The 24,554-nt window shown below is 67.5% G+C and carries 23 protein-coding genes; 20 read left to right on the top strand and 3 right to left on the bottom strand.

The genetic code is table 11. From position 1 onward, the window contains the following. Positions 1-87: 87 nt before the first annotated feature. From araD to greA, 7 genes are all read left to right on the top strand, one after another. A complete protein-coding gene (gene araD / locus AABQ55_RS23875; RefSeq protein WP_272807699.1) occupies positions 88-1,824 on the top strand; it encodes an L-arabinonate dehydratase in 1,737 nt (578 codons plus the stop codon). A gap of 93 nt (positions 1,825-1,917) precedes the next feature. Next, on the top strand, positions 1,918-2,628 hold the full coding sequence (locus AABQ55_RS23870) for a ribonuclease activity regulator RraA (RefSeq protein WP_272807700.1): 711 nt from the start codon (positions 1,918-1,920) through the stop codon (positions 2,626-2,628). A 140-nt stretch (positions 2,629-2,768) separates the two neighbouring features. Continuing rightward, positions 2,769-3,674 carry a 5-dehydro-4-deoxyglucarate dehydratase gene (locus AABQ55_RS23865; RefSeq protein WP_244766339.1) on the top strand — a complete coding sequence of 302 codons (906 nt, stop codon included), beginning with the start codon at positions 2,769-2,771 and terminating at the stop codon, positions 3,672-3,674. Then, on the top strand, positions 3,674-4,579 hold the full coding sequence (locus tag AABQ55_RS23860; RefSeq protein WP_272807701.1) for a dihydrodipicolinate synthase family protein: 906 nt from the start codon (positions 3,674-3,676) through the stop codon (positions 4,577-4,579). The genes AABQ55_RS23865 and AABQ55_RS23860 overlap by 1 nt, the downstream gene beginning before the upstream one ends. Positions 4,580-4,729: 150 nt before the next feature. Beyond that, positions 4,730-6,250, top strand: coding sequence for an ABC transporter substrate-binding protein (locus AABQ55_RS23855; protein ID WP_272807702.1), 1,521 nt, complete (start codon positions 4,730-4,732; stop codon positions 6,248-6,250). A gap of 63 nt (positions 6,251-6,313) precedes the next feature. Beyond that, positions 6,314-7,369: an Ldh family oxidoreductase gene (locus tag AABQ55_RS23850; RefSeq protein ID WP_272807703.1), complete on the top strand. Its 1,056-nt coding sequence runs from the start codon at positions 6,314-6,316 to the stop codon at positions 7,367-7,369. Between the two features lie 105 nt (positions 7,370-7,474). Beyond that, positions 7,475-7,957, top strand: coding sequence for a transcription elongation factor GreA (gene greA / locus AABQ55_RS23845; RefSeq protein WP_272807704.1), 483 nt, complete (start codon positions 7,475-7,477; stop codon positions 7,955-7,957). 4 nt (positions 7,958-7,961) lie between these two features. On the opposite strand, the gene AABQ55_RS23840 is transcribed toward greA, so the two are convergent. Together AABQ55_RS23840 and AABQ55_RS23835 are read right to left on the bottom strand one after the other, a co-directional pair. Next, positions 7,962-8,660, bottom strand: a complete 699-nt coding sequence (locus AABQ55_RS23840) for an LrgB family protein (RefSeq protein ID WP_272807705.1) — start codon at positions 8,658-8,660, stop codon at positions 7,962-7,964. After that, on the bottom strand, positions 8,653-9,027 hold the full coding sequence (locus tag AABQ55_RS23835) for a CidA/LrgA family protein (RefSeq protein ID WP_244766345.1): 375 nt from the start codon (positions 9,025-9,027) through the stop codon (positions 8,653-8,655). Before AABQ55_RS23835 ends, AABQ55_RS23840 begins: the two co-directional genes overlap by 8 nt. Before the next feature lie 168 nt (positions 9,028-9,195). Here AABQ55_RS23835 and AABQ55_RS23830 point away from each other — a divergent pair, with 168 nt between their 5' ends. From AABQ55_RS23830 to AABQ55_RS23800, 7 genes are all read left to right on the top strand, one after another. Next, positions 9,196-9,594: a hypothetical protein gene (locus AABQ55_RS23830; protein WP_272807706.1), complete on the top strand. Its 399-nt coding sequence runs from the start codon at positions 9,196-9,198 to the stop codon at positions 9,592-9,594. A gap of 71 nt (positions 9,595-9,665) precedes the next feature. Then, positions 9,666-11,138 carry a multicopper oxidase family protein gene (locus AABQ55_RS23825; protein WP_272807707.1) on the top strand — a complete coding sequence of 491 codons (1,473 nt, stop codon included), beginning with the start codon at positions 9,666-9,668 and terminating at the stop codon, positions 11,136-11,138. A gap of 122 nt (positions 11,139-11,260) precedes the next feature. Beyond that, on the top strand, positions 11,261-11,770 hold the full coding sequence (locus tag AABQ55_RS23820; RefSeq protein WP_272807708.1) for a c-type cytochrome: 510 nt from the start codon (positions 11,261-11,263) through the stop codon (positions 11,768-11,770). 134 nt (positions 11,771-11,904) lie between these two features. Further along, positions 11,905-13,461, top strand: a complete 1,557-nt coding sequence (locus AABQ55_RS23815) for a D-aminopeptidase (RefSeq protein WP_338341920.1) — start codon at positions 11,905-11,907, stop codon at positions 13,459-13,461. Between the two features lie 133 nt (positions 13,462-13,594). Then, positions 13,595-14,446: a D-amino-acid transaminase gene (locus tag AABQ55_RS23810; protein WP_272807710.1), complete on the top strand. Its 852-nt coding sequence runs from the start codon at positions 13,595-13,597 to the stop codon at positions 14,444-14,446. A 136-nt stretch (positions 14,447-14,582) separates the two neighbouring features. Further along, on the top strand, positions 14,583-15,620 hold the full coding sequence (locus AABQ55_RS23805; RefSeq protein WP_272807711.1) for a DmpA family aminopeptidase: 1,038 nt from the start codon (positions 14,583-14,585) through the stop codon (positions 15,618-15,620). Beyond that, on the top strand, positions 15,617-16,417 hold the full coding sequence (locus AABQ55_RS23800; RefSeq protein WP_272807712.1) for a M55 family metallopeptidase: 801 nt from the start codon (positions 15,617-15,619) through the stop codon (positions 16,415-16,417). The genes AABQ55_RS23805 and AABQ55_RS23800 overlap by 4 nt, the downstream gene beginning before the upstream one ends. Here the strand turns inward: AABQ55_RS23800 and AABQ55_RS23795 are convergent. Then, the gene (locus AABQ55_RS23795) at positions 16,389-17,360 is read right to left on the bottom strand and encodes a LysR family transcriptional regulator (protein ID WP_272807713.1); all 972 of its coding nucleotides are present in this window, start codon (positions 17,358-17,360) and stop codon (positions 16,389-16,391) included. The genes AABQ55_RS23800 and AABQ55_RS23795 overlap by 29 nt on opposite strands. Positions 17,361-17,542: 182 nt before the next feature. Between AABQ55_RS23795 and AABQ55_RS23790 the strand changes: the two genes are divergently transcribed. From AABQ55_RS23790 to AABQ55_RS23765, 6 genes are all read left to right on the top strand, one after another. Next, entirely contained in the window at positions 17,543-19,168 is a 1,626-nt protein-coding gene (locus AABQ55_RS23790) for an amidohydrolase (protein WP_272807714.1), read from the top strand. 56 nt (positions 19,169-19,224) lie between these two features. Continuing rightward, entirely contained in the window at positions 19,225-20,817 is a 1,593-nt protein-coding gene (locus tag AABQ55_RS23785) for an ABC transporter substrate-binding protein (RefSeq protein WP_272807715.1), read from the top strand. 83 nt (positions 20,818-20,900) lie between these two features. Further along, entirely contained in the window at positions 20,901-21,836 is a 936-nt protein-coding gene (locus AABQ55_RS23780) for an ABC transporter permease (protein WP_272807716.1), read from the top strand. Between the two features lie 5 nt (positions 21,837-21,841). Beyond that, positions 21,842-22,663 carry an ABC transporter permease gene (locus AABQ55_RS23775; protein WP_272807717.1) on the top strand — a complete coding sequence of 274 codons (822 nt, stop codon included), beginning with the start codon at positions 21,842-21,844 and terminating at the stop codon, positions 22,661-22,663. Continuing rightward, positions 22,660-23,571 carry an ABC transporter ATP-binding protein gene (locus AABQ55_RS23770; RefSeq protein ID WP_272807718.1) on the top strand — a complete coding sequence of 304 codons (912 nt, stop codon included), beginning with the start codon at positions 22,660-22,662 and terminating at the stop codon, positions 23,569-23,571. The genes AABQ55_RS23775 and AABQ55_RS23770 overlap by 4 nt, the downstream gene beginning before the upstream one ends. Then, positions 23,568-24,530, top strand: a complete 963-nt coding sequence (locus AABQ55_RS23765) for an ABC transporter ATP-binding protein (RefSeq protein ID WP_272807719.1) — start codon at positions 23,568-23,570, stop codon at positions 24,528-24,530. Before AABQ55_RS23770 ends, AABQ55_RS23765 begins: the two co-directional genes overlap by 4 nt. Positions 24,531-24,554: the final 24 nt, after the last annotated feature.

Below are 24,554 nucleotides of genomic sequence, written 5' to 3'. Positions count from 1 at the left end.
AATATAGATGTTGATATAGATGTAAAACTAAAATATTAGTATCGATGTTGAAGCGCAGCCGGGAGGCGGCTGCGGAAGGAGACGGAAATGGCCGGGAGGAAGACCTACGAAGAGCTGCGTTCGGCCCGCTGGATGATGCCGGACGATCAGCGGTCGTTCGGGCACCGGTCGCGGACGATGCAGATGGGCTACGCGCCGGAGGACTGGCAGGGCAAGCCGATCATCGCGATCATCAACACCTGGTCGGACGCCCAGCCCTGCCACATGCATTTCCGCGAGCGGGCCGAATGGGTGAAGCGCGGCATCCTGCAGGCGGGCGGCTTTCCGATGGAGCTGCCGGCATTGTCGCTCTCTGAGAATTTCGTCAAGCCGACGACCATGCTCTACCGCAACCTCCTTGCCATGGAGACCGAGGAGCTGCTGCGCTCCCACCCGATCGACGGCGCGGTGCTGATGGGCGGCTGCGACAAGACCACGCCCGCTTTGGTTATGGGCGCGGTCTCCATGGGCGTCCCCTTCATCTACCTGCCGGCCGGCCCCATGCTGCGCGGCAACTATGCCGGCAAGACGCTGGGCTCCGGCACGGACGGCTTCAAATATTGGGACGAGCGCCGGGCCGGGACGATCTCCAGGGAGGAGTGGCAGGGCATCGAGGGCGGCATCGCCCGCAGCTACGGCCATTGCATGACCATGGGCACGGCCTCCACCATGACGGCGATCGCCGAGGCGATGGGGTTGACGCTGCCGGGTGCCTCCTCGATCCCGGCCGCCGATGCCAACCACCAGCGCATGTCGGCCGCCTGCGGCCGGCGCATCGTCGACATGGTCTGGGAAGACCTGACGCCGGACCGGATCATCACGCCCGCCGCGGTGAACAATGCCGTCACGGTGGCGATGGCGACGGGCTGTTCGACCAATGCCATCATCCACCTTATCGCCATGGCCCGCCGGGCGGGCGTTCCGCTGGAGCTGGACGATCTCGACCGCATCGGCCGCACGACGCCGGTGATCGCCAATATCCGCCCGTCGGGCTCGACCTATCTCATGGAGGATTTCTTCTATGCCGGGGGCCTGCGCGCGCTGATGAAGCAGCTCGGCGACAAGCTCGACCCGACCGCGATCACCGTGACCGGCCAGCCGCTGGTCGAGGGGCTCGATGCCGTTAAGGTCTGGAACGACGACGTGATCCGGCCGCTCTCCGATCCGGTCTACCACGAGGGGTCGCTGGCCGTGTTGAAGGGCAATCTCGCGCCCGATGGCGCGGTCATCAAGCCGGCGGCCTGCGATCCCAGGTTCCACCGTCACCGTGGCCCGGCGCTCGTGGCCGACAGTTACCCCGACCTGAAGGCGATCATCGACGATCCGGACTACCCGCTGACGCCGGAGACGGTGCTCGTCCTGCGCAATGCCGGGCCGCAGGGCGGGCCCGGCATGCCGGAATGGGGCATGATCCCGATGCCCAAGGCGCTCCTGAAGCTCGGCCTGCGCGACATGGTGCGCCTGTCGGATGCGCGCATGTCGGGCACGAGTTTCGGCGCCTGCGTGCTGCATGTCTCGCCCGAGGCCTTCGTCGGCGGCCCGCTCGCGCTGCTGAGGACCGGCGACATCGTCGAGCTCGACATCCCGGCGCGCAGCCTCAACATGCTCGTTCCCGAGGCGGAGCTTGCCGCGCGCCGCGCGGCCTGGCGACCGCCGGAGCCCCGTTACGAGCGCGGCTACGGCTTCATGTTCACCCGGCATATCGAGCAGGCCGACAAGGGCTGCGACTTCGATTTCCTGCGCACCGAATTCGGCGGCAAGACGCCGGAACCGGTCATCAACTGACGAGGCGCGCCATGCCCGGTGGGCTGCGGCCTTGCCGGCAGGGCGCGTGACTGGACTGTTGAAACCCGCCGTTTCGGCGATTGAGGAGGACAGATGAAACCCGAAACCCATGAGAAGCTGCAGGGCGTTTCCGTCGCGACCCTGTGCTCGGCGCTCTACAAGCGCGGCCTCCGGAACCAGACGATCCAGGATGTGCGCCCCGTCCGCGCCAAGGGGCGCAACATGGTCGGGCCGGCCTTCACGCTGCGCTACATGCCGGCCCGCGAGGATCGCAATCCGATGTCCGTCTTCCGCGATCCCAAACATCCCCAGCGCCTCGCCATCGAGACCTGCCCCGAGGGGCATGTGCTCGTCATGGACAGCCGCAAGGATCCGCGCGCGGCCTCGGCCGGCGACATCCTGATCACGCGGCTGATGGCGCGCGGCGGGGCAGGGGTGGTGACCGACGGCGGTTTTCGCGATTCCATGGTGATCGGCGCGCTCGACATCCCCGCTTACCACAATCGGCCCTCCAGCCCGACGAACCTGACGCTGCACGAGGCGATCGACATCAACGTGCCGATCGGCTGCGGCGATGTCGCGGTCTTCCCCGGCGACGTGGTGGTCGGCGATGACGACAGCGTCATCGTCATCCCGGCGGAGATCGCCGACGAGATCGCCGACGAGGCTGTCGAGATGACCGCCTACGAGGACTTCGTCGTCGAGCGGGTGAAGGCGGGGCACACGATCATCGGGCTCTACCCGGCGACCGACGAGGCCAATCTCGCGCTCTTTGCCGATTGGCGGGCGGCGAACGGCCGCTAGGCCCTCCGCCCTCAAGGCACGACAGCATAACAAGGCCGGGGTGTCCGTTCCGGCCGAGAGGACGCGCGCGCCCGGCACGGCCATCGGAATTTCCCGCCGCTCTTCCGGAAGAGCGGCGCAACCGAACTGAGGAGAATAGCATGATCCACCCGACCGACCTGCGCGAGATCATTCGCAACGGCCTCCTGTCCTTCCCGGTCACGCCCTTCGATGCCGAGGACAATTTTGCGGCGAAACCCTTTGCTGCGCATCTCGAATGGCTTTCGTCCTACCCGGTGGCGGGCCTCATCGTCGCGGGCGGCACGGGTGAGCTCTTCTCGCTGGCGCCGGGCGAGGTGGTCGAGGTCGTGAAGACGGCACGCATGGTGGCGGGGGATGCGCCCGTCATCGCCGGCTGCGGCTACGGCACGCGGATCGCCTGCGACATGGCGCGCGAGATCGAAGCGGCCGGCGGCGACGGCATCCTGCTTTTGCCGCACTACCTCACCGAAGCGCCGCCGGAGGGCATTGCCGCCCGCATCCGCGCCGTGTGCAAGGCGACCCGCATGGCCGTCATCGTCTACAACCGCGGCCAGGCCCGCGTTTCCGCCGAGCAACTGGCGAAACTGGCCGAGGAATGCCCCAACCTCATCGGCTTCAAGGACGGCACGGGCGACATAGACACCGTCCGGCGGGTGACGGTGATGCTCGGCGATCGCCTGTCCTATATCGGCGGCATGCCGACGCACGAGCTCTTCGCCCAGGCCTATCGCGGCGCCGGCATGCCGACCTATTCCTCGGCGGTCTTCAATTTCGTTCCCGAGACGGCCCTGAGGTTCCACGGGGCCTTTCTTGCCGGCGACGATGCGACCTGCGAGCAGATGCTGCGCGGCTTCTACTATCCCTTCGCCCGGATCCGGGACCGCAAGAGCGGCTATGCCGTCTCCGCCGTCAAGGCGGGCGTGCGTCTGCGCGGCTTCGATGCCGGCCCGGTGCGCGCGCCGCTGACGGACCTTTCCGAGGAGGAGATCGCGATGATGCGCGACCTCATCGCGTCGGCAAAATGATGGCGGGTGATCTGAGAAAGGCGCTGGGCGGCATTTCCGGCATCCTCGTCACCCCGTTCGATGCCGAGGACCGGATCGCGCCGGACCGCTTGCGCCCGATCCTCGACCGGGCGCTCGCCGCGGGCCTGCATGTGCCCGTGGTGAACGGCAATACCGGCGAGTTCTACGCCCTGACCGTCGAGGAGGCCGAGGCGATGACCATCGCGGTCTGTGGGCTCGTCGACGGCCGCGCGCCTGTTGTCGCCGGCGTGGGACGGTCGGTGAAGGACGCCTGCCGGCTGGCGACCGCGGCCCGCCGCGCCGGCGCGGCGGGCCTCATGGTGCACCAGCCGCCCGATCCCTTCGCCGCCCCGCGCGGCGTCGTGGACTATGTCGAGCGGGTGGCGGAGGCCGGCGCGGGACTGCCTCTGGTGCTTTATCTGCGCAACGACGCCATCGGCACCGCGGCCATCGCCCGGCTCTGCGCCATTCCCGGCGTCATCGGGGTGAAATGGGCGACGCCGAACCCGCTGAAGCTCGCCGAGGCGATCGCGGCCTGCGATCCCGGCATCCTCTGGGTGGGCGGGCTCGCCGAGGTCTGGGCGCCGGCGCTCTATGCCGTCGGCGCGCGGGGCTTCACCTCCGGCCTCATCAACATCTGGCCGGAGCGCTCCATCGCCATCCATGCGGCGCTCGAAACCGGCGACTATGCCGCCGCGCGCGGCCTGATCGCGGATATGGCGCCTTTCGAGGCGGTTCGCGCCATGGAGCTGAACGGGGCCAATGTCACCGGCGTGAAGGCGGCGCTTGCGGCGATGGGCTGCGACTGCGGCTCGACGCGCCCGCCCGCGGCCTGGCCGCTTTCGTCCGACCAGCAGGCCATCCTGCGGCAGTTCCTCGTCGCAAACCGACTCATCCAAGCTTGAAATAGGAGGTAAACTGGAATATTAGTGTGCATGTGCATTAGTTGATCCGCAATTCGGAGGGGAATTGCCCGGATCACCATCGCGACCCACAGGTCTGGATTTCATCAAAGAAAAGAGGCGTCCTGCCGGATGCCGAGGGAGGAGACCGAAATGAAACGCCGCATGGCAGCTGTCTGTTTTTCCACCACGATGCTGGCGCTGGGCGCCGGCCACGCCACCGCGCAGGACGCGAACAGGAACGTGACGATCGTGCTTGCCGAAACCGTCGACGTGGTCGAGCCCTGCATGGCGGCCCGCCAGGATGTCGGCCGCGTCATTTCCGAGAATGTCAACGAGATGCTCGTCGAGTTCGACTATGTGAATGGCGGGCTGAAGCCGCGCCTTGCCACGGAATGGTCGCAGGTCGACGCAGATACCTGGGAATTCAAGCTTCGGCCGGGCGTCAAGTGGCACGACGGCAAGGACTTCACGGCCAAGGATGTGCAGTTCACCATCGAGCGCAACAAGAATCCCAAATTCAGCTGCGAGGTGGGCGGCAAGTATTTCGGCGGCACCGAATTCAGCTTCGAGAGCCCCGATGCTCATACGATCCGCATCACCACCAAGCCGGCACAGCCGATCCTTCCGCTGCTGATGACCGTCATGCCGGTCGAATCCGCCGAGGCGACGCCGGCCGACGAATTCACCCGCAACCCCGTCGGCACCGGCGCCTATGTCTTCGACAAGTGGGAGGTCGGCCAGTCGATCGTCCTCAAGCGCAACCCGAACTACTGGGGCGAGCAGCCCGCCGTGGAGCAGGCCACCTATCTGTTCCGCTCCGACAGTGCCGTGGCGGCGGCCATGGTCGAGGCCGGCGAGGCGGATATCGTGCCGTCCGTCGCCTTGCAGGATGCCACGAACAAGGAAACGGACTTCGCCTATCCGAATTCCGAGACGACGTCCCTGCGCATCGACACGCGCGAGGCGCCGCTTGACGACCGGCGCATCCGCGAGGCGATGAACCTTGCCATCGACCGGCAGGCCATGCTCGGAACGCTGTTCCCCCAGCAGGCGCAGATCGCCACCCAGCTCGTCGTGCCGACGACCATCGGCTACAATGCCGACATCCCCGTCTGGCCCTATGATCCCGAAAAGGCCAGGAAGCTGGTCGAGGAGGCGAAGGCCGACGGCGTACCGGTCGACAAGGTGGTCCGCATCATCGGCCGCAATGGCCAGTATCCGAACGCCACCGAGGCGATGGAAGCCATCATGGCGATGCTCCAGGAGGTCGGCCTCAACGTGAAGCTCGACATGTACGACGTGTCGGTCTGGAACAACTACTTCGTCTCGCCCTATGTGGCCGATTCCGGCCCGACGCTGACCCAGTCGCAGCATGACAACGCCACCGGCGACCCGGTCTTCACCGCCTTCGTCAAATATGCCTCGACGGGCGCGCATTCGATGGTGCGGGATCCGGCCGTGGATGCGCTGATCGAAAAGGCGACGACGGCGACGGGCGACGAGCGCACCAAGCTGTGGAAGGAGCTGTTCGCCAAGGTGAACGCGGAGATCATCGCCGATATCCCGATGTTCCACATGGTCGGCTTCACCCGCGTCTCGCCCCGGCTGGATTTCAAGCCGACGATCGCGACGAATTCCGAGCTCCAGCTCTCCCAGATCAAGTTCAAGTAAGCCTGTCGTGCGGGCCGGTCCGACCGGCCCGCATCGTCTGCCAAGCGATGGATGGATAGCCCGATGCCCCATGTCGACCACCGTGCCCTGACCGCTTTCGTCGAACGCATGCTGGCCAAGGCCGGCATGGAGGCCGACAAGGCCGAAGCCACCGCCGCCATCCTCGTCGAAGGGGACATGATCGGCCATGACACGCACGGGGTGGGCCTGCTGCACTGGTATCTCGAGGCGCTCGAGGACGGATCGCTGGCCAAGGCCGGCCGCTACGATGTGGTGGCCGACCGGGGCAGCACCTTCGTCTGGGACGGCAATCTGCTGCCGGGCGCCTGGCTGCTGACCAGGGCGCTCGACCAGGCCTGCGAACGCGTCGCCGATCATGGCATCGTCGCGGCGGCCATCCGCAACTGCCACCATACCTGTGCGCTGTCGGCCTTCATGCGCCGCGTGACCGAGCGCGGCTATATCGTGCAGATCTCCGTTTCCAATCCGGGCGCGTCGCGCGTCGCGCCCTATGGCGGCACCCGGCCGCTGCTGACGCCCAATCCGACGGCGGCGGGCTATCCGACGTCCGGCGATCCGATTCTGATCGACGTCTCCTGCTCGATCACGACGACCACGATGACGCAGACGCTCGCCAAGCGCGGCGAGGACTTTCCGGAGGACTGGGGCCTGACGGCCGCGGGAGAGCCGACCCGCGACCCGCGCGACATCACCGAGCGCGGCGGCTCCATGATGCCGCTCGGCGGCGTGGCCAAGGGGCACAAGGGCTTCGGCCTCGCCCTCATGGTCGATCTCATGGGGCAGGGCCTTTCCGGCAAGGGCCGGGCGAACACGGCGCCCGGCACCTTCGCGCAGAGCGCCTTCCTGCAGGTGATGGATCCGGCCTTCTTCGCCGGGCTCGACGCCTTCACCACCCAGGCGGACTGGACGGCCGCCGCCTGCCGGGACAATCCGCCGGCCCCTTGGAACGACGGTCCCGTGCGCATGCCTGGCGACAGCGCGGCCCGCAAGCGGCAGGCGGCGCTGTCGGGCGGCGTTCCCGTCGGCGATGCGGTCTGGGCGAAGCTCGCCCGGAATGCGGAGCGGCTGGGCGTCGCGATGCCGGCGCCGAACGCCTGACCGCCGGCGCTCCGCCGCCGAGGAATTGACCCGTCCTTTCGCGATGGGATACGGTTACCGTTCCCGCGGGCCATGGGCCCGCCGCGCCAGGAATGGAGTTCGAGCGTGAGCGTTGCCTTCATGAAGGAAGAAAGCGCCGAGACGGCAGCGGAAACCCTGCTGCCCGAACGGGCGATTTCCCCGCACCCGAACCTCGTCACGGAGGCCGGGCTGAAGGCGCTGGAGGCGCAGCTTCAGGAGGCCCGCGAGGCCTATGCGGCGGCGAATGCCATCGAGGACGTCAACGAGCGCCGGCGGCAGGCGGCCGGCCCCGGGCGGGATCTGCGTTATCTCGCCGAGAGGGTCCGCACCGCCGAGCTTGTTGCCGCCCCGGCTTCGAACGATGTCGTTTCCTTCGGCAGCACCGTCACCTTCAGCCGCGACGACGGGCGGGTGCAGACCTATCGCATCGTCGGCGAGGACGAAGCCGACCCCAAGGCCGGCTCGATCTCCTATGTGGCGCCGGTGGCCCGCATTCTCATGGGCAAGGCCGTCGGCGATCTCGTGACCGTCGGCGAGCAGGAGATCGAGATCATCGCCATCGCGTGAGCGGTCACAGGAAGAGATGCACGATGAGCGACGTGAGCACCGCGTTCAGCCCCATCGCGATTCCCGAAAACAGGCCTGCGACCGGATCCACGGAATAGGCGCGCGCCGTGCCGATGCCGTGCGAGGCGAGGCCCACGGCAAAGCCGCGCGCGCTGTAGTCCTTGATGCGCATGGCGTTCATCATCGGCGTCACGACGATCGCGCCGCAGATGCCGGTGAGGACGACGACGGCCGCGGTGAGGGCCGGGTCACCCGCAAGGCCCGACGAAATGGCCATGGCGACCGCCGCGGTCGTGGATTTCGGGGCGAGCGAGGCGACGACCTCGGGCGTGAAGCCGAACAGCCGGCTGAAGAATACAGTCGAGCCGACCGCCGTGAGGCTACCGACGAAGAGGGCGGCGAGCAGCGGCAGGAGGTTGCTCTTCACCAGCGACAGTTTCTCGTAGAGCGGGATGCCGAGCGCCACGGTCGCCGGGCCCAGCAGGAAGTGGATGAACTGCGCGCCCTCGAAATAGGCGGCGTAGTCGATCCCGCCGACGCAGAGCACGGTCGCGATCGCGGCGATGGAGAAGAGGATCGGGTTCAGCAGGGGATTTCCCGGGCTGAGCCCGGCAAGGCCGGTGGCGGCCAGCCAGACGGCCAGCGTGGCGGCGAGCCAGAGCAGGGGCGAGGTGGCGAGATAGACCCAGAGCCCGTCAGTCATCGGCATAGCCTCCGGAAAGCCGCTTCACCAGGATGAAGACCCAGACGGTGACGGCGAGCGTGATGACGGTCGAGAGCAGCACGATGGCGAGCAGCGCCAGGCCGCGGTCGCGGATGAGGTCGAGGTGCTGGATGATGCCGACCCCGGCCGGCACGAAGAGGATGCCGAGATTGGCGAGGATCGCCCTGGAGGTGTCGAGCGTCTGCCGGTGGGCGGATTCGAGGAGCGGTTTGCCGCCGGTCAGCGTGAGGACCACGGCGATCATCGCCATGCCGATGACCGGCCCCGGCACGAAGCCGCCGAGAAAATAGGCGGTCACTTCGCCGATCAACTGGAAAACAAGCAAGATCGTAATTCCGACGAGCATCTGCGCACTCCCTGCCCTGGCCTCGATAGGTCCATTCTCGATCCGGACGAGCGGCAAGGCGCGGCTGTCGGAACGCACGGCCTCGGGCCGTCGCCTGCGAGGATTAAAGGCCTTTTGCCTGTAAATCCATCGCCGTGGCCGGATCGGAGGCCGCGCGGCACTTTGCCCATGGCCTTGCCGATGGACAAAGCCGGGCCGGGCTCCTACTTTCGCTCCATGCTGCGGTTCCTGATGCTTGTCGTTTCGGCGTGTCTGTTCGCGGTCGTGTCCTTCACGGCCGCGGCGCACGAGACCGGCATGATCGTCTCGACGGAACTGGCCGGCCGCATGCAGCCGATGGAGCATGCTTCCATGGCAAAGGCGTCCTGTAGCGACCACGGGACCTGCACGATGGATCCCGGCCTGTGCGATCTCGTCTGCACGGGTGTCGGCGTGTTCCTGCCGGCGGGGCGGCTGTCCGCAGGCCTCGCCATGCCGCGTGAAACCTATACCCGCCATCCCGACGCCGCCCTTGTCTCGACCCCGCCGGCCCTTAACGACCGGCCTCCCATAGCGCATCGCCTCTGAAGCCGCGGCAGGCCGCGCCTGCCGTATTCCTCCAGATTTTTTGAGCGGGACGTCCGTCCCGAGGTGATGCCATGAGATCCTTTTCCCGACGCGGCTTCCTGGCCGCCGGCGCAGCGACGCTCGCTGCAACCCAGTTCCCCGTCCGCGCCTTCGGCCAGGCGGCCGCGCCGCTGCGGCTTGCCGCCACGCGCCGCACGCTCGATATCGACGGCCGCGCCGCCACCGTCTTCGGCCTTGCCGGCCCAGGCGGGCAAGGCCTCGTGCTCGATCCCGGCCAGCGCTTCCGGGTGACCCTCGACAACGACCTGCCCGTTCCGACCATCGTGCACTGGCACGGCCAGATCCCGCCGAACGCGCAGGACGGCGTGCCCGACCTGCCGCAGCCGCTGCTTGCGCCCGGCGAGACGCGCAGCTTCGATTTCGTCCCGCTTTCCGGCACGCACTGGATGCACAGCCACGTTCCCATCCAGGAAATGCAACTGCTTGCCGCCCCGCTGATCGTGCGCCGGCCGGAGGACGTCGCCGCCGACCGGCAGGAGGTTGTGCTCTTCCTGCATGATTTCTCCTTCAAGGCGCCGGAAGAGGTGCTGGCGGAGATCACCGGCGGACACGGCGCCACAGCTTCCGGCACGATGCAGGGCATGGGCCACGGCGGCATGCATGCCGGCGCCGGAACCGCGGGATCGATGGCGATGCCGATGGACATGGGGACCATGGGCGGCATGGCCATGGACCTCAACGACTACGATTGGGATGCCTATCTCGCCAATGACCGCACGCTCTCTGATCCCGAGGTCGTGCCGGTCGAGCGCGGCGGGCGGGTCCGGCTGCGTATCATCAATGCCGCCGCCGCGACGGTCTTCTGGATCGATACCGGCACGGTGGAAGGGCAGCTCGTCGCGGTGGACGGACACCCGGTGCGCCCGCTTGCGGGTTCCCGTTTCGGGGTCGCCATGGGGCAGCGCCTCGACATCGAGATCGACCTGCCGAACGAGGGCGGCGCATGGCCGGTGCTCGCCCTTCGCGAGGGCGCGCGCGAGCGGACCGGCATCGTCCTTGCCACGCCCGGTGCGGCGGTCGCCAGGCTCGACACCCTCACCGAGAGGGCAGCGCCGGCCTTCGATACCGACCTTGCGCAGGAGGCGACCCTTGTCGGCATCGACGCCTTGCCCGAAAGGCCGGTGGAGCGCCGCCACATGATCATGCTGGGCGGCGCGATGCAGCCCTATGCCTGGACCATCGACGGGGCGGTCTGGGGCAAGCATCGCCCCATCGCCGCAAAAAGCGGCGAGCGGGTGGAACTCGCCTTCCACAACATGTCGGTGATGGGCCATCCGATGCACCTGCACGGCCATGCCTTCCAGGTGGTCGGGATCAATGCCCGCCGCTTTGCCGGCGCGCGGCGCGACACGGTCTACGTGCCGCCGATGTCCATGGTCGCGGTGGCGCTGGATGCGGGGGAGGCCGCCCGCTGGATGCTGCATTGCCATCACATGCCGCATCTTGCGACCGGCATGATGACCGAGTTCCGGGTCGAGGCGTGAAGGCGGCATGGATTGCAGGCGAGGCGGCCCGGTGGCCGCCCCGCCTGTCCCGCGGCCCTTTCTGGAAACCGCTCCTTGCCGGGCGCGATCGCTGCGACCGGCTTCCTATCAGGACAGGAACCATGACACGAAACGATCAACAGCCCGGGCATTCGAAGACTGCGCTCGGCGCACCGGAAAAGCCGGCGTCGGCCGGCAGCATGAACAAGGGGAAGATTGCCGTCATCGCCATCGTCGCGGCGGGCATTGCCGCCGTCGCCCTCTGGGCGCGTCGGGGCGCGGAGGCGCCGGCGACCGGAGCAGCGACCGGCAAAGGTTCCATGGTCGCGGTCACCGTTCCCGCCACCCTCTCGGAGGCGGCGAAGATGGGGGAGAAGGCGTTCAACGCCGTCTGTGCCGCCTGCCACGGCGCCAATGCCGCGGGAACCGAGGCCGGGCCGCCGCTGGTGCATGAGATCTACGAGCCCTCGCACCACGGCGACCAAGCCTTCGCGGTGGCCGTCGCCAACGGTGTGCGCGCGCATCACTGGACATTCGGCGACATGCCGCCCCAGCCGGCGATGACGCGGGCCGACCTCCGGAACGTCATCGCCTATGTGCGCGAGCTGCAACGGGCAAACGGCATCGACTGACCGGCGCATGCCTTGCCGGCCAGATTTGCCGAGTTGCGAAGCGACCACGGATGGCAACAATGGCCGCCGGTGAGATTCGCAGCGATCCCCGCAGGGCAGATGCCGGCGGGGCAAGGACGGAAGGCAGGCAGGGCATGATCGACGGCAAGCGGCTCGAAGCGGAGATGGATGCGCTTCCCGTGCGGTTCCCCGGGCCGGGCGGCGTCGCCGGCGTGGTCAGCGAAGGGCGGGTCGTCGCCCTTCGTGCCTGGGGGTTCTCCGATCTCGACACGCCTCGGGCCATGACGGCGGGGACGCGGCTGCCGATCTGCTCGGTCTCCAAGCAGTTCACCTGCGCGGCCATGCTCGCCGCCTGTGGCGCGCCGGAGGCACTCGATGGCCGGCTTGCCGCGCACCTGCCGAGTTTCGAAGGCCCGCTGCCGCGCGTGCGGGACCTCTGCAACAACCAGTCGGGCCTGCGCGACTACTGGGCACTGACCGTGCTGCACGGCGCCAGGGCCGAGCAGACCTTTTCGCGCGATGACGCGGCAGCGGTGTTCAAGCGCATGCGCAGCGGGCACTTTGCGCCCGGCACGCGCTATTCCTACAGCAACGGCAATTTCCGCCTCGTCTCCGATCTTCTCGAGGAGTTCTCCGGCGAAACGCTCGAGGCGCTCTATGCGCGACACATCTGGGAGCCGGCCGGCATGACCGGCGCGGTGCTGACCGCCGATACCCGCCAGCCGGAGGACGGCGTGGTGGGCTACGAGGGCAGCGACGCCACCGGCTATCTGCCGGCGGACAACGGCATCTACTGGCGGGGCGATGCCGGCATTTCCGCCTCGCTCGACGACATGATCGCCTATGAGCGCTGGATCGATGCCACGCGCGGGGATCCGGACAGCCTCTACCGGCAGATCGCGGTGCCGCAGATCTTCCGTGACGGTACGGTCGCCGCCTATGGCTTCGGCCTGCAGCATTCGCGCGTCGGCGATGTCGCCTTCACCGGCCATAGCGGCGCCCTGCGCGGCTTCCGGGCCTACCGGGCCCATTCGGCCGAAGCGCGGCTCTCGGTCGTGGTGATGTTCAACCATCACGGCGATGCGCATGGGGCGGCGCACCGGCTGCTGCGCACCGCGCTCGGCCTGCCGCACCCCGTCCCCCAGCCGCTCGACGAGCGCTGGGGCGGGCAGTGGATGAGCCGCGAGACCGGTCTTCTCGCGCGGCTGGAGCCGGGCCTCGACGCGGCGACCCTGCGGTTCGGCACGTCGCCGGAAAGCCTTTCGCAGACGGAGGACGGCGGCCTTGCCTCCTCGTCCGTCACGGTCGCCCGCGCGGGCGAGGACCTCCTGATGCAGCGCGCGCAGGAAAATTACGCCGAGAGGCTGGCGCCGGTCGCCCCGGTGCCGGCGTTCGGAGACAGGCGCCTTGCGGGCCGCTACCGCTCCGCCGAGCTGGAGGCGGATATCGTCATCGAATGCCGCGACGGGGGGACCTATCTCTGGGCGGAGGGTTTCCTCGGCACGGGCCGGCCCGAGATCGTCCAGCCGGCCGGGCCCGATATCTGGATCGTCGTGACGCGCCGCTCGATGGACGCGCCCGCTCCGGGGGACTGGACGCTGTTGGCCGAGCGCGATGCGGCCGGACACATCACCGGCCTGACGCTCGGCTGCTGGCTGGCCCGAGGAATCCGCTATGCCCGATGCACGTGACAATACCTAAGTCATTGCGAAACAATGGCTCAGGCGATTTTTGCATAGGATGCTGCCCAAATTGAATTGGTCAGCCGCGGCAAGTCGCACCAATGTTCGGCGCGAAGAGCCACAGGCGCAGCAAGGGGAACAGATGGGCAGGATCGTCTACGTCCACGGTCAATTCGTGCCGGAGGAGGAGGCCAGGATCGGGCTGTTCGATCGCGGCTTCCTGTTCGGCGATGCCGTCTACGAGGTGACGGCGGTGATCGCCGGGCGGATGATCGACAACGACCTGCATCTCGCCCGGCTCGAACGTTCGCTGAAGGAGCTGGATATTCCCCTGACGCTCGGCCGGCCGGACATCGTGGCCGTCCAGACGGAGCTGATAACCCGCAACGCCCTGCAGGACGGCACGGTCTATCTGCAGGTCTCGCGCGGCGAGGCGGACCGCGACTTCTTCTACCCCGCCACGCTGGCGCCGCGGCTCGTCGGCTTCACGCAGGCCAAGACCCTCACCGGCACCAAGGCGCAGCAGAACGGCATTTCGGTCGACCTTGCCGCCGATCCGCGCTGGCAGCGGCGCGACATCAAGACCGCCATGCTGCTCGGCCAGGTGATGGCCAAGCAGGCGGCGCGCGCCCGCGGTTTCGACGATGTCTGGCTGGTGGAGGACGGGCTGGTGACGGAGGGGGCCTCCTCGACCGCCCACCTCATCACCGCCGATGGCCGCATCCTCACCCGCGCCGCCTCGCAGGCCACGCTGCCGGGCTGCACCCAGCGCGCCCTTGCGCGGCTCTGTGCCGCCGACGGCCTGCACATCGAGGAGCGCGCCTTCACGCCCGAGGAGGCGCAGGGCGCGGCAGAGGCCTTCCAGACCTCCGCTTCCAGCCTGGTCACGCCCGTCGTGCGCATCGGCGACCGGGTGATCGGCGACGGAAAACCAGGGCCGCGGACGCGGGCGCTGCAGGAGCTCTATCTGGAAGCGGCCGGCGTTTCGGTCTAGAGCATTTCCCGCCGAAGCGAAGTCGCTTCGGCGTCGGATAATGCGGTAAAAGCAGGAATCCAGAGCATTTCCGACGAGGCGGCTCGCTCGGAAAAAGGTCATCCTTTCAAGGATTGGAAGGCCGGGAGGGGCGGACATGAAGACGGCGCGTGAACTGGGCCTGATCCCTGAGGGGCGGCTGGAGCCGGGGCCGGGCAATGCCATCACCGATGTTCCCGGGGTCGCCGTCGGCCATCGCTCGCTGCGCGGCGAAGGCCTCTTCACCGGCGTGACGGCCATCGTGCCGCATCCCGGCGATCTCTTCCGCGTCAAGCCGCGGGCGGCGGTCGAGGTCGTCAACGGTTTCGGCAAGTCGGCCGGGCTGATGCAGGTGGCCGAGCTCGGCACGATCGAGACGCCGATCCTGCTCACCAACACGTTCGGCGTCGCCGCCTGCACCGAGGCGCTGATCCGCCGCGCCATCGCCGCCAATCCGGCGATCGGCCGCAAGACCTCGACGGTCAACGCGCTGGTCTGCGAATGCAACGACGGCAGCATCAACGATATCCAAGCGCTCGGCGTGACGCCCGCGGATGCAGAGGCGGCCCTCGATGCGGCGCGGCCGGGGCCGGTCGAACAGGGCGCGGTCGGTGCCGGATCCGGCATGACCGCCTTCGGCTTCAAGGCCGGCATCGGCACCGCCTCGCGGCTGATGCGCATCGGCAAGCGCGACTTCACGCTCGGTACGCTGGTGCTCGCCAATTTCGGCGCGGCGGGCGATCTCGTCCTGCCGGACGGCCGCCGGCCCGATCCGCGGGTGCCGGCAAGCCCCGAGCGCGGCTCGGTCATCGTCGTCATGGCGACGGACCTGCCGCTGGGGGACCGGCAATTGCAGCGCGTCGCCCGGCGCGGCGGCGCGGGGCTTGCAAGGCTTGGCGCCTTCTGGGGCCATGGCAGCGGCGATGTCGTCCTCTGTTTCACCACGGCCGATCCGGTGGAGCACGATCCGGCGGCGCCCGTCGCCATGCAGCAGCGGCTGTCCGACAGCTATATCGACGTCGCCTTCCGCGCTGCCGCGGAAACCACGCAGGAGGCGGTGCTGAACGCGCTCTGCGTGGCCTCCGCCATGCCGGGGCGCAGCGGCCGCATCTATCCCGCCCTCACGGACTGGCTGAAAGAGAGCTCCGCCCCATGAAAGTCTTCATCTCCGCCGACATCGAAGGCACGGCCGGCATCGCCCATTGGAACGAGGCGGAGCGCACCCACCCGGACTGGGCCGAATTCCGCGCGCTGATGACGGGCGAGGTTGTCGCCGCCTGCGAAGGCGCGCGCGCCGCCGGCGCCACGGAAGTGGTGATCAAGGATGCCCATGACAGCGGCCGCAACCTCATCCTCGACCGCCTGCCCGACTACGCCCGCATCGTGCGCGGCTGGTCCGGCCATCCGGACGAGATGATGTTCGGCATCGACGCCGGCTTTGCCGCCGCGATCTATACGGGCTACCATTCCAAGGCCGGCACGGAGGGCAATCCGCTCGCGCACACCTCCAACCTGCGCATCTCGCGGCTCCTGATGAACGGCGAGGTGGCGTCCGAGTTCACCTTCAACGCGCTCTGCGCGGCCGGCTACGGCGTACCGTCCGTCTTCCTCGCCGGGGACGTGGGCATCTGCGCGGAGGCGCGGGCCATGGTGCCCGGCCTTGCGACGGTGGAAACGCTGGATGGCCGGGGCCGCGCCTCGACATCCATCTCGCCGGCCTGGTCGCGCCGCCTTATCCGCGAAGGCGTGGCGGCGGCGCTGTCGGGCGACTTCGCGCAGGCGCTGCCCGCAAAGGCGGATCACTACGAAGTGGTGATCGAGTTCAGCACGCCGACCGAGGCCTACAGGGCCGCATGGTATCCAGGTGCGAAGGCGCATGGTCCCCGCGCCGTCGCCTTCGAGCACAGGGATTTCTCCGAAATCCTCAGGGCGCTGCTCTTCCTGAAGGTCTGATGTCCGGCGGCCCGCGTTCGAGAAGCTGCCGCGCCGTGCGCCAGAAATCCTCGACCTTGCCGGTCCGGCTCGCCGCATGGCGGTAGAGGCGGACTTCGAGGTCGAGGTTCCAGCCCTCGTCCACGGAGGCCGGCACGAGGCGGCCCGCCTCCATCTCCTCGCGCGCCAGGCTCTCCGGTAGCCAGCAGACGCCCGCGCCCGTCACCGCCATGTTCATCAGCCCGGCGCTGATGGTGTTTTCATGCGTCGTGCGCCGGCGGAAGGGCGGGCGGCGCAGGAGGAGGCGCGACAGGGCGACGCCGAAGAACGAATTGAAGCCGTAGCTGAGATAGGGAATGGCGAGCCGCGGCTGCGCGACGGCGCGGTCGAGGAGATTGCGTCCGGGCTGCAGCTGGCCCGAAATCGCGATCTCCGCCGATACCAGCGGCATCAACCGGTCGCGCCCGACCGTCAGCGAGGCGAACTGCCCGCGGTCGAGATGGAACGGCACCTCCGGATGGGCATAGGTGAGGAAGAAATCCGCCTCGTCGCCGACCAGCGCGTCGAGATTGGCCTCGATGCCGCCGCGATCGGGGATGAGCGAGGTGCTGAAGGCGCCCCCCGCGCCTTCCAGTGTCTTTAGCCAGCGCGGGAAGAAGGTGACCGTCAGCGTGTGCAGGGCGGCAAAGCGGATGAGGCCAGGCTCATGCGCAGGGCGCAGCGCTTCCCGCGCCGCATAGAAGGTGCGGATCGCCTCCTGCGCGACGGGCAGGAAACTGCGGCCCGCGGGCGTCAATTCGGCCGGCATGGTGGCGCGGCTGATCAGCGTGGCGCCGAGCCAGCCTTCCAGCTGCTTGATCCGGCGGCTGAAGGCCGGCTGGGTGACATTGCGCAAGTCGGCGGCGCGCGAAAAGCTGGACGTGTCGGCCAGCGTCACGAAGTCCTCCAGCCACTTGATCTCCATTTGCGCGTCCCCCGGTGCCTTCTGTGCGGCGAAGGCGATCATAAGTCATTCAATCGAAATGGGTATGCCGATTTCGCATAGGATCGTGCCAAAAGCGAATTGGCCAAGCCCGCCGCAACCTTTCAGTTTGCGCGTGGAGGAAATGGGCGCTGGTTCGCCGGTGCCGACAGGGGGAGCTGTGCATGGCATTCGGAATTGAAGCCGATCTTGTCCTCATCAATGGCCGCATCTGGCGGGGGCGGGAGGAAGGCATCTGCGAGGCCCTGGCCATTTGGCAGGGCAAGGTTCTGGCAACCGGCAGCACGGCCGACATGCTGAGCCTGAAGGGGGCGGCGACCGAAGTGATCGACCTCGAGGGCCGTTTTGCGACGCCCGGCCTCATCGACAACCACCTGCATCTCATCGCGACCGGCATCGCCATGGGCTTCGTCGATGCGACGCCCGCAGCCGCGCCGACGCTTGCAACCCTGATGAAGGGCATTGCCGAGCGCGCGGCTTCGACGCCGGAGGGCGGCTGGGTGCGCGCCCGCGGCTATGACCAGGTCAAGCTCGACACCGGCCGCCACCCGACGCGGGACGATCTCGACCGCGCCGCGCCCGATCACCCGGTCCTGCTGACGCGCGCCTGCGGCCATGTCTCCATCGCCAATTCCCGCGCGCTGGAGCTTGCCGGCATCAGCGAGGCGACGCCGGTGCCCGATGGTGGCGTGATCGGCATCACCGACGGGAAGCTCAACGGCTTTCTCGCGGAGAACGCCCAGAACCTCGTCAAGGCCGTCATGCCGCCGGCGACCACCGAGGAGCTGATCGACGGCATCGAGCGGGCCGGCCGGCATCTGCTTTCCTTCGGCATCACCAGCTGCATGGATGCGGCGGTCGGCCATGTCGCCGGGTTCGCCGAGATCCAGGCCTATGAGATGGCAAAACTGTCCGGCCGCCTGCCGGTGCGCGTCTGGCTGACGCTGCTCGGCGATCCCGGCGTGTCCATCGTCGAGGACGCCTGGCGCGCCGGGCTGCTGTCGGGTGCCGGCGACGACATGCTGCGCGTCGGCGGCGTGAAGGTCTTCCTCGACGGCTCGGCCGGCGGGCGCACCGCCTGGATGACGAAGCCCTATGAGGGCGAACCCGACAATATCGGCGTGCAGATGCTGCCGGACGAGACGGTCGAGGCGGTCGTTCGCGATTGCCACGATCGCGGCTACCAGATGGTCTGCCATGCCATCGGCGACGGGGCGATCGAACAGCTGATCACGGCCTATGAGAAGGCGCTCGCCGCCAACCCGGATCCCGACCGCCGCCACCGCATCGAGCATTGCGGCTTCTCCACGCCAGAACAGCATGCGCGCATGCAGGCCGCCGGCATCCTGCCCGCGCCGCAGATGGCCTTCATCCACGATTTCGGCGACAGCTACATTTCCGTGCTCGGCGAGGCGCGCGGCAAGCCGTCCTATCCGATCGGCACCTGGATGCGCATGGGCCTCAACCCCTCGACCGGTTCGGATTCGCCGGTCTGCTCGCCCGATCCCTTCCCGAACCTTCACGCGATGATCACGCGCCAGACCGGCAAGGGCACGGTGATGGACGCGTCCGAGCGGCTGAGCCCGGAGGAGGCGCTGCAGGCCTATACGGAACACGGCGCCTATTCCCAGAAGGCCGAGGGCGTAAAGGGCCGGCTCATACCCGGCCAATGGGCGGATATCGCGGTCTTCGACAACGATCTTCTCGCCGCGGAGCCGAAAACCATTCTCTCAGGCACGCGCTGCCTGCTGACCCTGCTTGCAGGCCGTGTCGTGCATGATGCGCGGTAAACGCCTGCCGGACTGAACTGAAACGATGCCGAAAACGGCACGAGAGGGAGAACGACATGCTCAAGACACTGACACTGGCCGCAATGCTCAGCCTCGGCGTGGCTTCCGGGGCGCTCGCCGCGGGCGAACGCCAGGGCGGGACGCTCGTCTTCACCGCACCCTACGGATCGAGCTTCGCCACGCTCGACGTGCAGGCGAGCCCCAACACGCAGGAAGAGTTCATCACCCAGGCGATCCACCGCGCGCTCTACAGCTGGGACTCGATCCAGAACAAGCCGGTGCTGGAACTGGCGGATTCCGAGGATGTTTCCGAGGACGGCACGGTCCATACCTATCACCTGCGCAAGAATGCCGTCTTCCACAACGGCAAGCCGCTGACGGCGGATGACTTCATCTACAGCTACAAGCGCATCGCCAATCCGAAGAATGCCTTCCCGGGGGCGAGTTTCATCGCCAATATCAAGGGTGCGGACGACTATATCGCCGGCAAGGCCGAGGAGATTTCCGGCCTGAAGAAGATCGACGACAACACGCTGGAGATCACCTATACCGGCCCGATCAATCCCGGTTTCCCGCTGATGCAGAACACGACGGTCATCTATCCGTCGAATGTCGAGGACGAATCGAGCTTCGGCAAGTCCCCCGTCGGCCTCGGCGCCTTCACCTTCAAGGAGCATGTTCCGGGCTCGCAGATCGTCGTCGAGAAGTTCGACAAGTATTACGAGGAGGGCAAGCCCTATCTCGACCGCATCAACATCGTGCTGATGGCCGAGGATGCCGCGCGCGACGTTGCCTTCCGCAACAAGGAGATCGACGTCTCCATCCTCGGCCCCACGCAGTACCAGGCCTATCAGGGCGAGGACGCGCTGAAGGGGCAACTGCTGGAGGTCGCCGAGGTCTATACCCGCAACATCGGCTTCAACCCGGCCTTCGAGCCCTTCAAGGACAAGCGGGTGCGCCAGGCGATCAACCATGCCATCAACGCACCGCTGATCATCGAGCGCCTCGTCAAGAACAAGGCCTATCCGGCTTCCGGCTGGCTGCCGATCTCCTCGCCGGCCTTCGACAAGGACAAGCCGGCCTATGCCTTCGATCCGGAAAAGGCCAAGGCCCTGCTGGCGGAAGCGGGTTATGCCGACGGCTTCGAATTCGAGGTAACGGCGAGCCCGAACGAAAGCTGGGGCGTGCCGATCGTCGAGGCCATCCTGCCGATGCTGCAGAAGGTGGGCATCACCGTGAAGCCGAAGCCGGTGGAAAGCTCGGCGCTCGGCGAGGCGGTGACGACCAACAACTTCCAGGCCTTCATCTGGTCGAATCTCTCCGGTCCCGACCCGCTGAATGCGCTGCGCTGCTACCACTCCAAGACGGCGCAATCGGCCTGCAACTATACGAGCTATGCGAGCGCCGAGTTCGACAAGCTCTATGACGCGGCCCAGCAGGAGCGGGACCCCGCCAAGCAGAACGACCTCCTGCGCCAGGCCAACAACATCGTGCAGGACGACGCGCCCGTCTGGTTCTTCAACTACAACAAGGCAGTCATGGCCTACCAGCCGTGGATCCACGGCCTCGTTCCCAACGCGACGGAACTGGCGGTCCAGCCCTATGACGAGATCTGGATCGACGAGACCGCGCCGGATTCGCGCAAATAAGCCTTGAGGGGTTCGGGGGCGGCATCGATGTCGCCCCCGCATCGATTGTCGCGCCCGTCCGGGCGGCCAAAACGGAACCGCTCATGCTTCGCTTCACCCTGCGCCGCATCTTCCAGATCATTCCGACGGTCGTCGTGGTGGCGCTGCTGATCTTCGTCATCTTCTCCGTCGTGCCCGGAACCTTCGCCGCCAGCCTCTTCGCCGATGGCAAGCGCGCCGCCGATCCGCAGATGACCGCCCGCCTCAACGAGGAGTTCGGCCTCAACAAGCCGCTGATCGAGCGCTTCACGACGTATGTCACGGATCTTGCGCAGTTCGACCTCGGCACCAGTTTCCGCACGCGCCAGCCAGTGATCGACCTCATCAACGACCGCATGTGGGCCTCGCTGCAACTCGCCATCGCCGCCATGGTCTTCGCCCTCGTCGTCGGCGTGCCGCTCGGCTTCCTCGCGGCGCTCCGGCCGGGCTCCGTGCTCGACACGGTGACGATGATCGGCGCGGTCTCGGGCCTGTCCATGCCGCAGTTCTGGCTGGGCCTCCTGATGATGTATCTCTTCGCCCTGCAACTGAACTGGCTGCCGAGCTTCGGCTATGGCGACGGCTCGTTCCGCAACCTCATCCTGCCCGCCGTCACCCTCGGCGTCACGCCGCTGGCGCTTCTTGCGCGCACCACGCGGGCGGGCGTGCTCGATGTGCTCAACGCCGATTTCATCCGCACCGCCCATTCCAAGGGCATGAGCGAGGCGAAGGTCGTGCGCTGGCATGTGGCGCGGAACGCCTTGGTGCTGATCGTCACCACGGTCGGCCTGCAGTTCGGCTCGCTGATCGGCCAGGCCGTCGTCATCGAGAAGCTGTTCGCCTGGCCCGGCATCGGCTCCCTGCTGGTCGACAGCGTGGCGATCCGCGACATTCCCGTGGTGCAGGGCACGATCCTCGTCATCGTGCTGTGGTTCCTCGTCATCAACACCGCCGTCGATCTGATCTATGCCGCGATCGATCCGCGCATCAAGCAGGAGTGACGGGAATGCGCCTCGGCTTCAACTTCTGGCTCGGCGCGAGCCTGACGGCGCTGGTCATCCTCGCCGGCGTGCTCGCCCCGTGGATCGCGCCCTTCGATCCGGTGCTCGACGCGGACCTGATGAGTTCCGAACTGCCGCCCGACGCCACCTTCTGGTTCGGCACGGACGGGCAGGGGCGTGACGTCTATACCCGCATCCTCTACGGCGCGCAGATCTCGCTGACGGTCGGCATCGTCTCGCAGGTGATCAACTCGGTCATCGGCGTCACGCTCGGCATGACCGCCGGCTACTGGGGCGGCTGGTGGGACGACCTGGTGAACGGCCTCACCAACGTCATGCTCGCCATCCCCTCGCTGATCTTCGCGCTCGCCGTCATGGCGGTGCTCGGCCCCGGCCTGCCGTCGCTTTTGATCGCGCTCGGCCTCACCAACTGGAGCTGGACCTGCCGCATCGCCCGCTCCTCGACGCTGTCGCTGAAATCGCAGGGCTATGTGCAGGCAGCGCAGACGCTCGGCTACGGGGACCTGCGCATCATGTTCACGCAGATATTGCCCAACATGATGGGGCCGATCCTCGTCATGGCGACGCTCGGCATGGGCTCGGCCGTCCTTTCCGAGGCCGCGCTCTCCTTTCTCGGTCTCGGCATCCAGCCGCCGTTCCCGAGCTGGGGCTCGATGCTGACGGATGCGCGCCAGCTCATCCAGCTTGCGCCCTGGGTGGCGATCTTCCCCGGCCTTGCCATCTTCCTCTCCGTGCTCGGCTTCAACCTTCTGGGTGACGGCCTGCGCGACAGCCTCGACCCGCATATGAGGACGCGCAAGCCATGACCGCGCCGCTTCTTGACATCCGGAACCTTCGCCTCGGCGTCGCCCTCGGCCGCTCCGCCCACCATCCGCTTCTGAAAGACGTCACCTTCCAGATCATGCCGGGCGAAGCCTACGGGCTCGTCGGCGAATCCGGTTCCGGCAAGTCGATCACCTCGCTGGCCGTCATGGGGCTTTTGAAGAAACCGCTCGCCGTCTTCGGCGGCGAGATCCTGTTCAAGGGCCAGAACCTGCTTTCCCTGCCGAAGCGCGAGATGCGGCGCCTGCGCGGCAACCGCATCGCCATGATCTTCCAGGAGCCGATGACGGCGCTGAACCCGCTGTCCACGGTCGGCCGGCAGATCGCCGAGATGTTCGTGCTGCACCAGGGCAAGAGCTGGGGCGAGGCGGAAAAGCTTGCCGTCGAGGCGCTGGGCAATGTGCGCGTGCCCAATCCCGACCGCCGCGCGAAGAACTATCCGCACCAGATGTCCGGCGGCCTGCGCCAGCGCGTGATGATCGCCATGGCGCTCGCCTGCAACCCCGACCTCCTCATCGCCGACGAGCCGACGACAGCGCTCGACGTCACTGTGCAGGCCGAGGTGCTGCGGTTGATCAAGGAGCTTTGCGCCGCGCGGGGTACGGCCGTGCTCTTCATCAGCCACGATCTCGGCGTCATCGCCAGCATCTGCCAGCGCGTCGGCGTCATGTATGCCGGCTGCCTCGTGGAAGAGAACGAGACGCGGGCGCTCTTCGAAAATCCCCGCCACGCCTATACGCGCGGCCTGCTCGGCGCCCTGCCGCGCCTCGGCAGCCGCAGCGCGCACGGCCGCCAGCGTCTCGTCGATATCGACAGCATCATCGCCGACCGCTCGACGCTGACGGAAACGCGTTTCATCGCGCCGCGCGGGGCGGAAAGGGGCCAGCTATGACAGCGCCATTGCTGCAGGTGGACGATCTTCATGTCCGCTTCCCGATTTCCGGCGGCGGCCTGTTCGGCACGGGACGGCGCATGCTGCACGCCGTCAACGGCATCAGCTTCGACCTCGCCAAGGGCGAATGCCTGTCGATCGTCGGCGAATCCGGCTGCGGAAAATCCACCACGGCCCTCTCCATCCTCGGCCTCCAGGAGCCGACGGAAGGCACGATCCGCTATCGCGGTCAGCCGCTTGCCGGTCCCGGCGCGCCGGGCCGCATGCAGCGCGCCAAAGCGGTGCAGATGGTCTTCCAGGACCCCTATGCCTCGCTGAACCCGCGCCAGTCCGTGCGCACCTCGCTTGCCGCGCCGTTGAAGCTGCACGGCGTCACCGCGGCGTCGGAAATCGAGGGCCGAATCGAGGCCATGCTGAAGAATGTCGGCCTGACGCCCGAGCAGGCGCGCCGCTATCCGCACGAGTTCTCCGGCGGACAGCGCCAGCGCATCGGCATCGCCCGCGCGCTCATCCTCGAACCGGAGATCGTCGTGCTCGACGAGCCGGTCTCCGCCCTCGACGTCTCGATCCGCGCCCAGATCATCAACCTGCTGCTCGATCTGCAGGAAAAGCTCGGCCTCTCCTACATCATGATCAGCCACGACCTCAGCGTCGTCGAGCACATGAGCGACCGGGTGCTGGTGATGTTCTTCGGCGAGGTGGTGGAGGAGGGCGGCTGGCGGCAGATCTTCGAGACGCCGACCCATCCCTATACCCGCCGGCTGATCGCCGCCATTCCCGATCCGGATGTGGCGCTGAACCCGGGCGCGGCCGCTTTCGCGACGGATGCGACCCTGCCCGATGGGCGCCGCTTCGTGTCCGATGGCAGCGCGGCGCCGGATGTCTTCACGCCGCCGGTGCCCTCCGCGCTCACCGAGATCGCCCCCGGCCATCGCGTGCGGCTGGCATCGACGGCTTGACCGCCCGCAAGGGCATTTTACATC

The sequence above is a fragment of the Shinella sp. WSD5-1 genome (genome assembly GCF_963942435.1).
Taxonomy (GTDB): domain Bacteria; phylum Pseudomonadota; class Alphaproteobacteria; order Rhizobiales; family Rhizobiaceae; genus Shinella; species Shinella yambaruensis.
The sequence above is the reverse complement of the archived record's forward strand: the minus strand, read 5'-3'. Positions and strand labels throughout refer to the sequence as shown.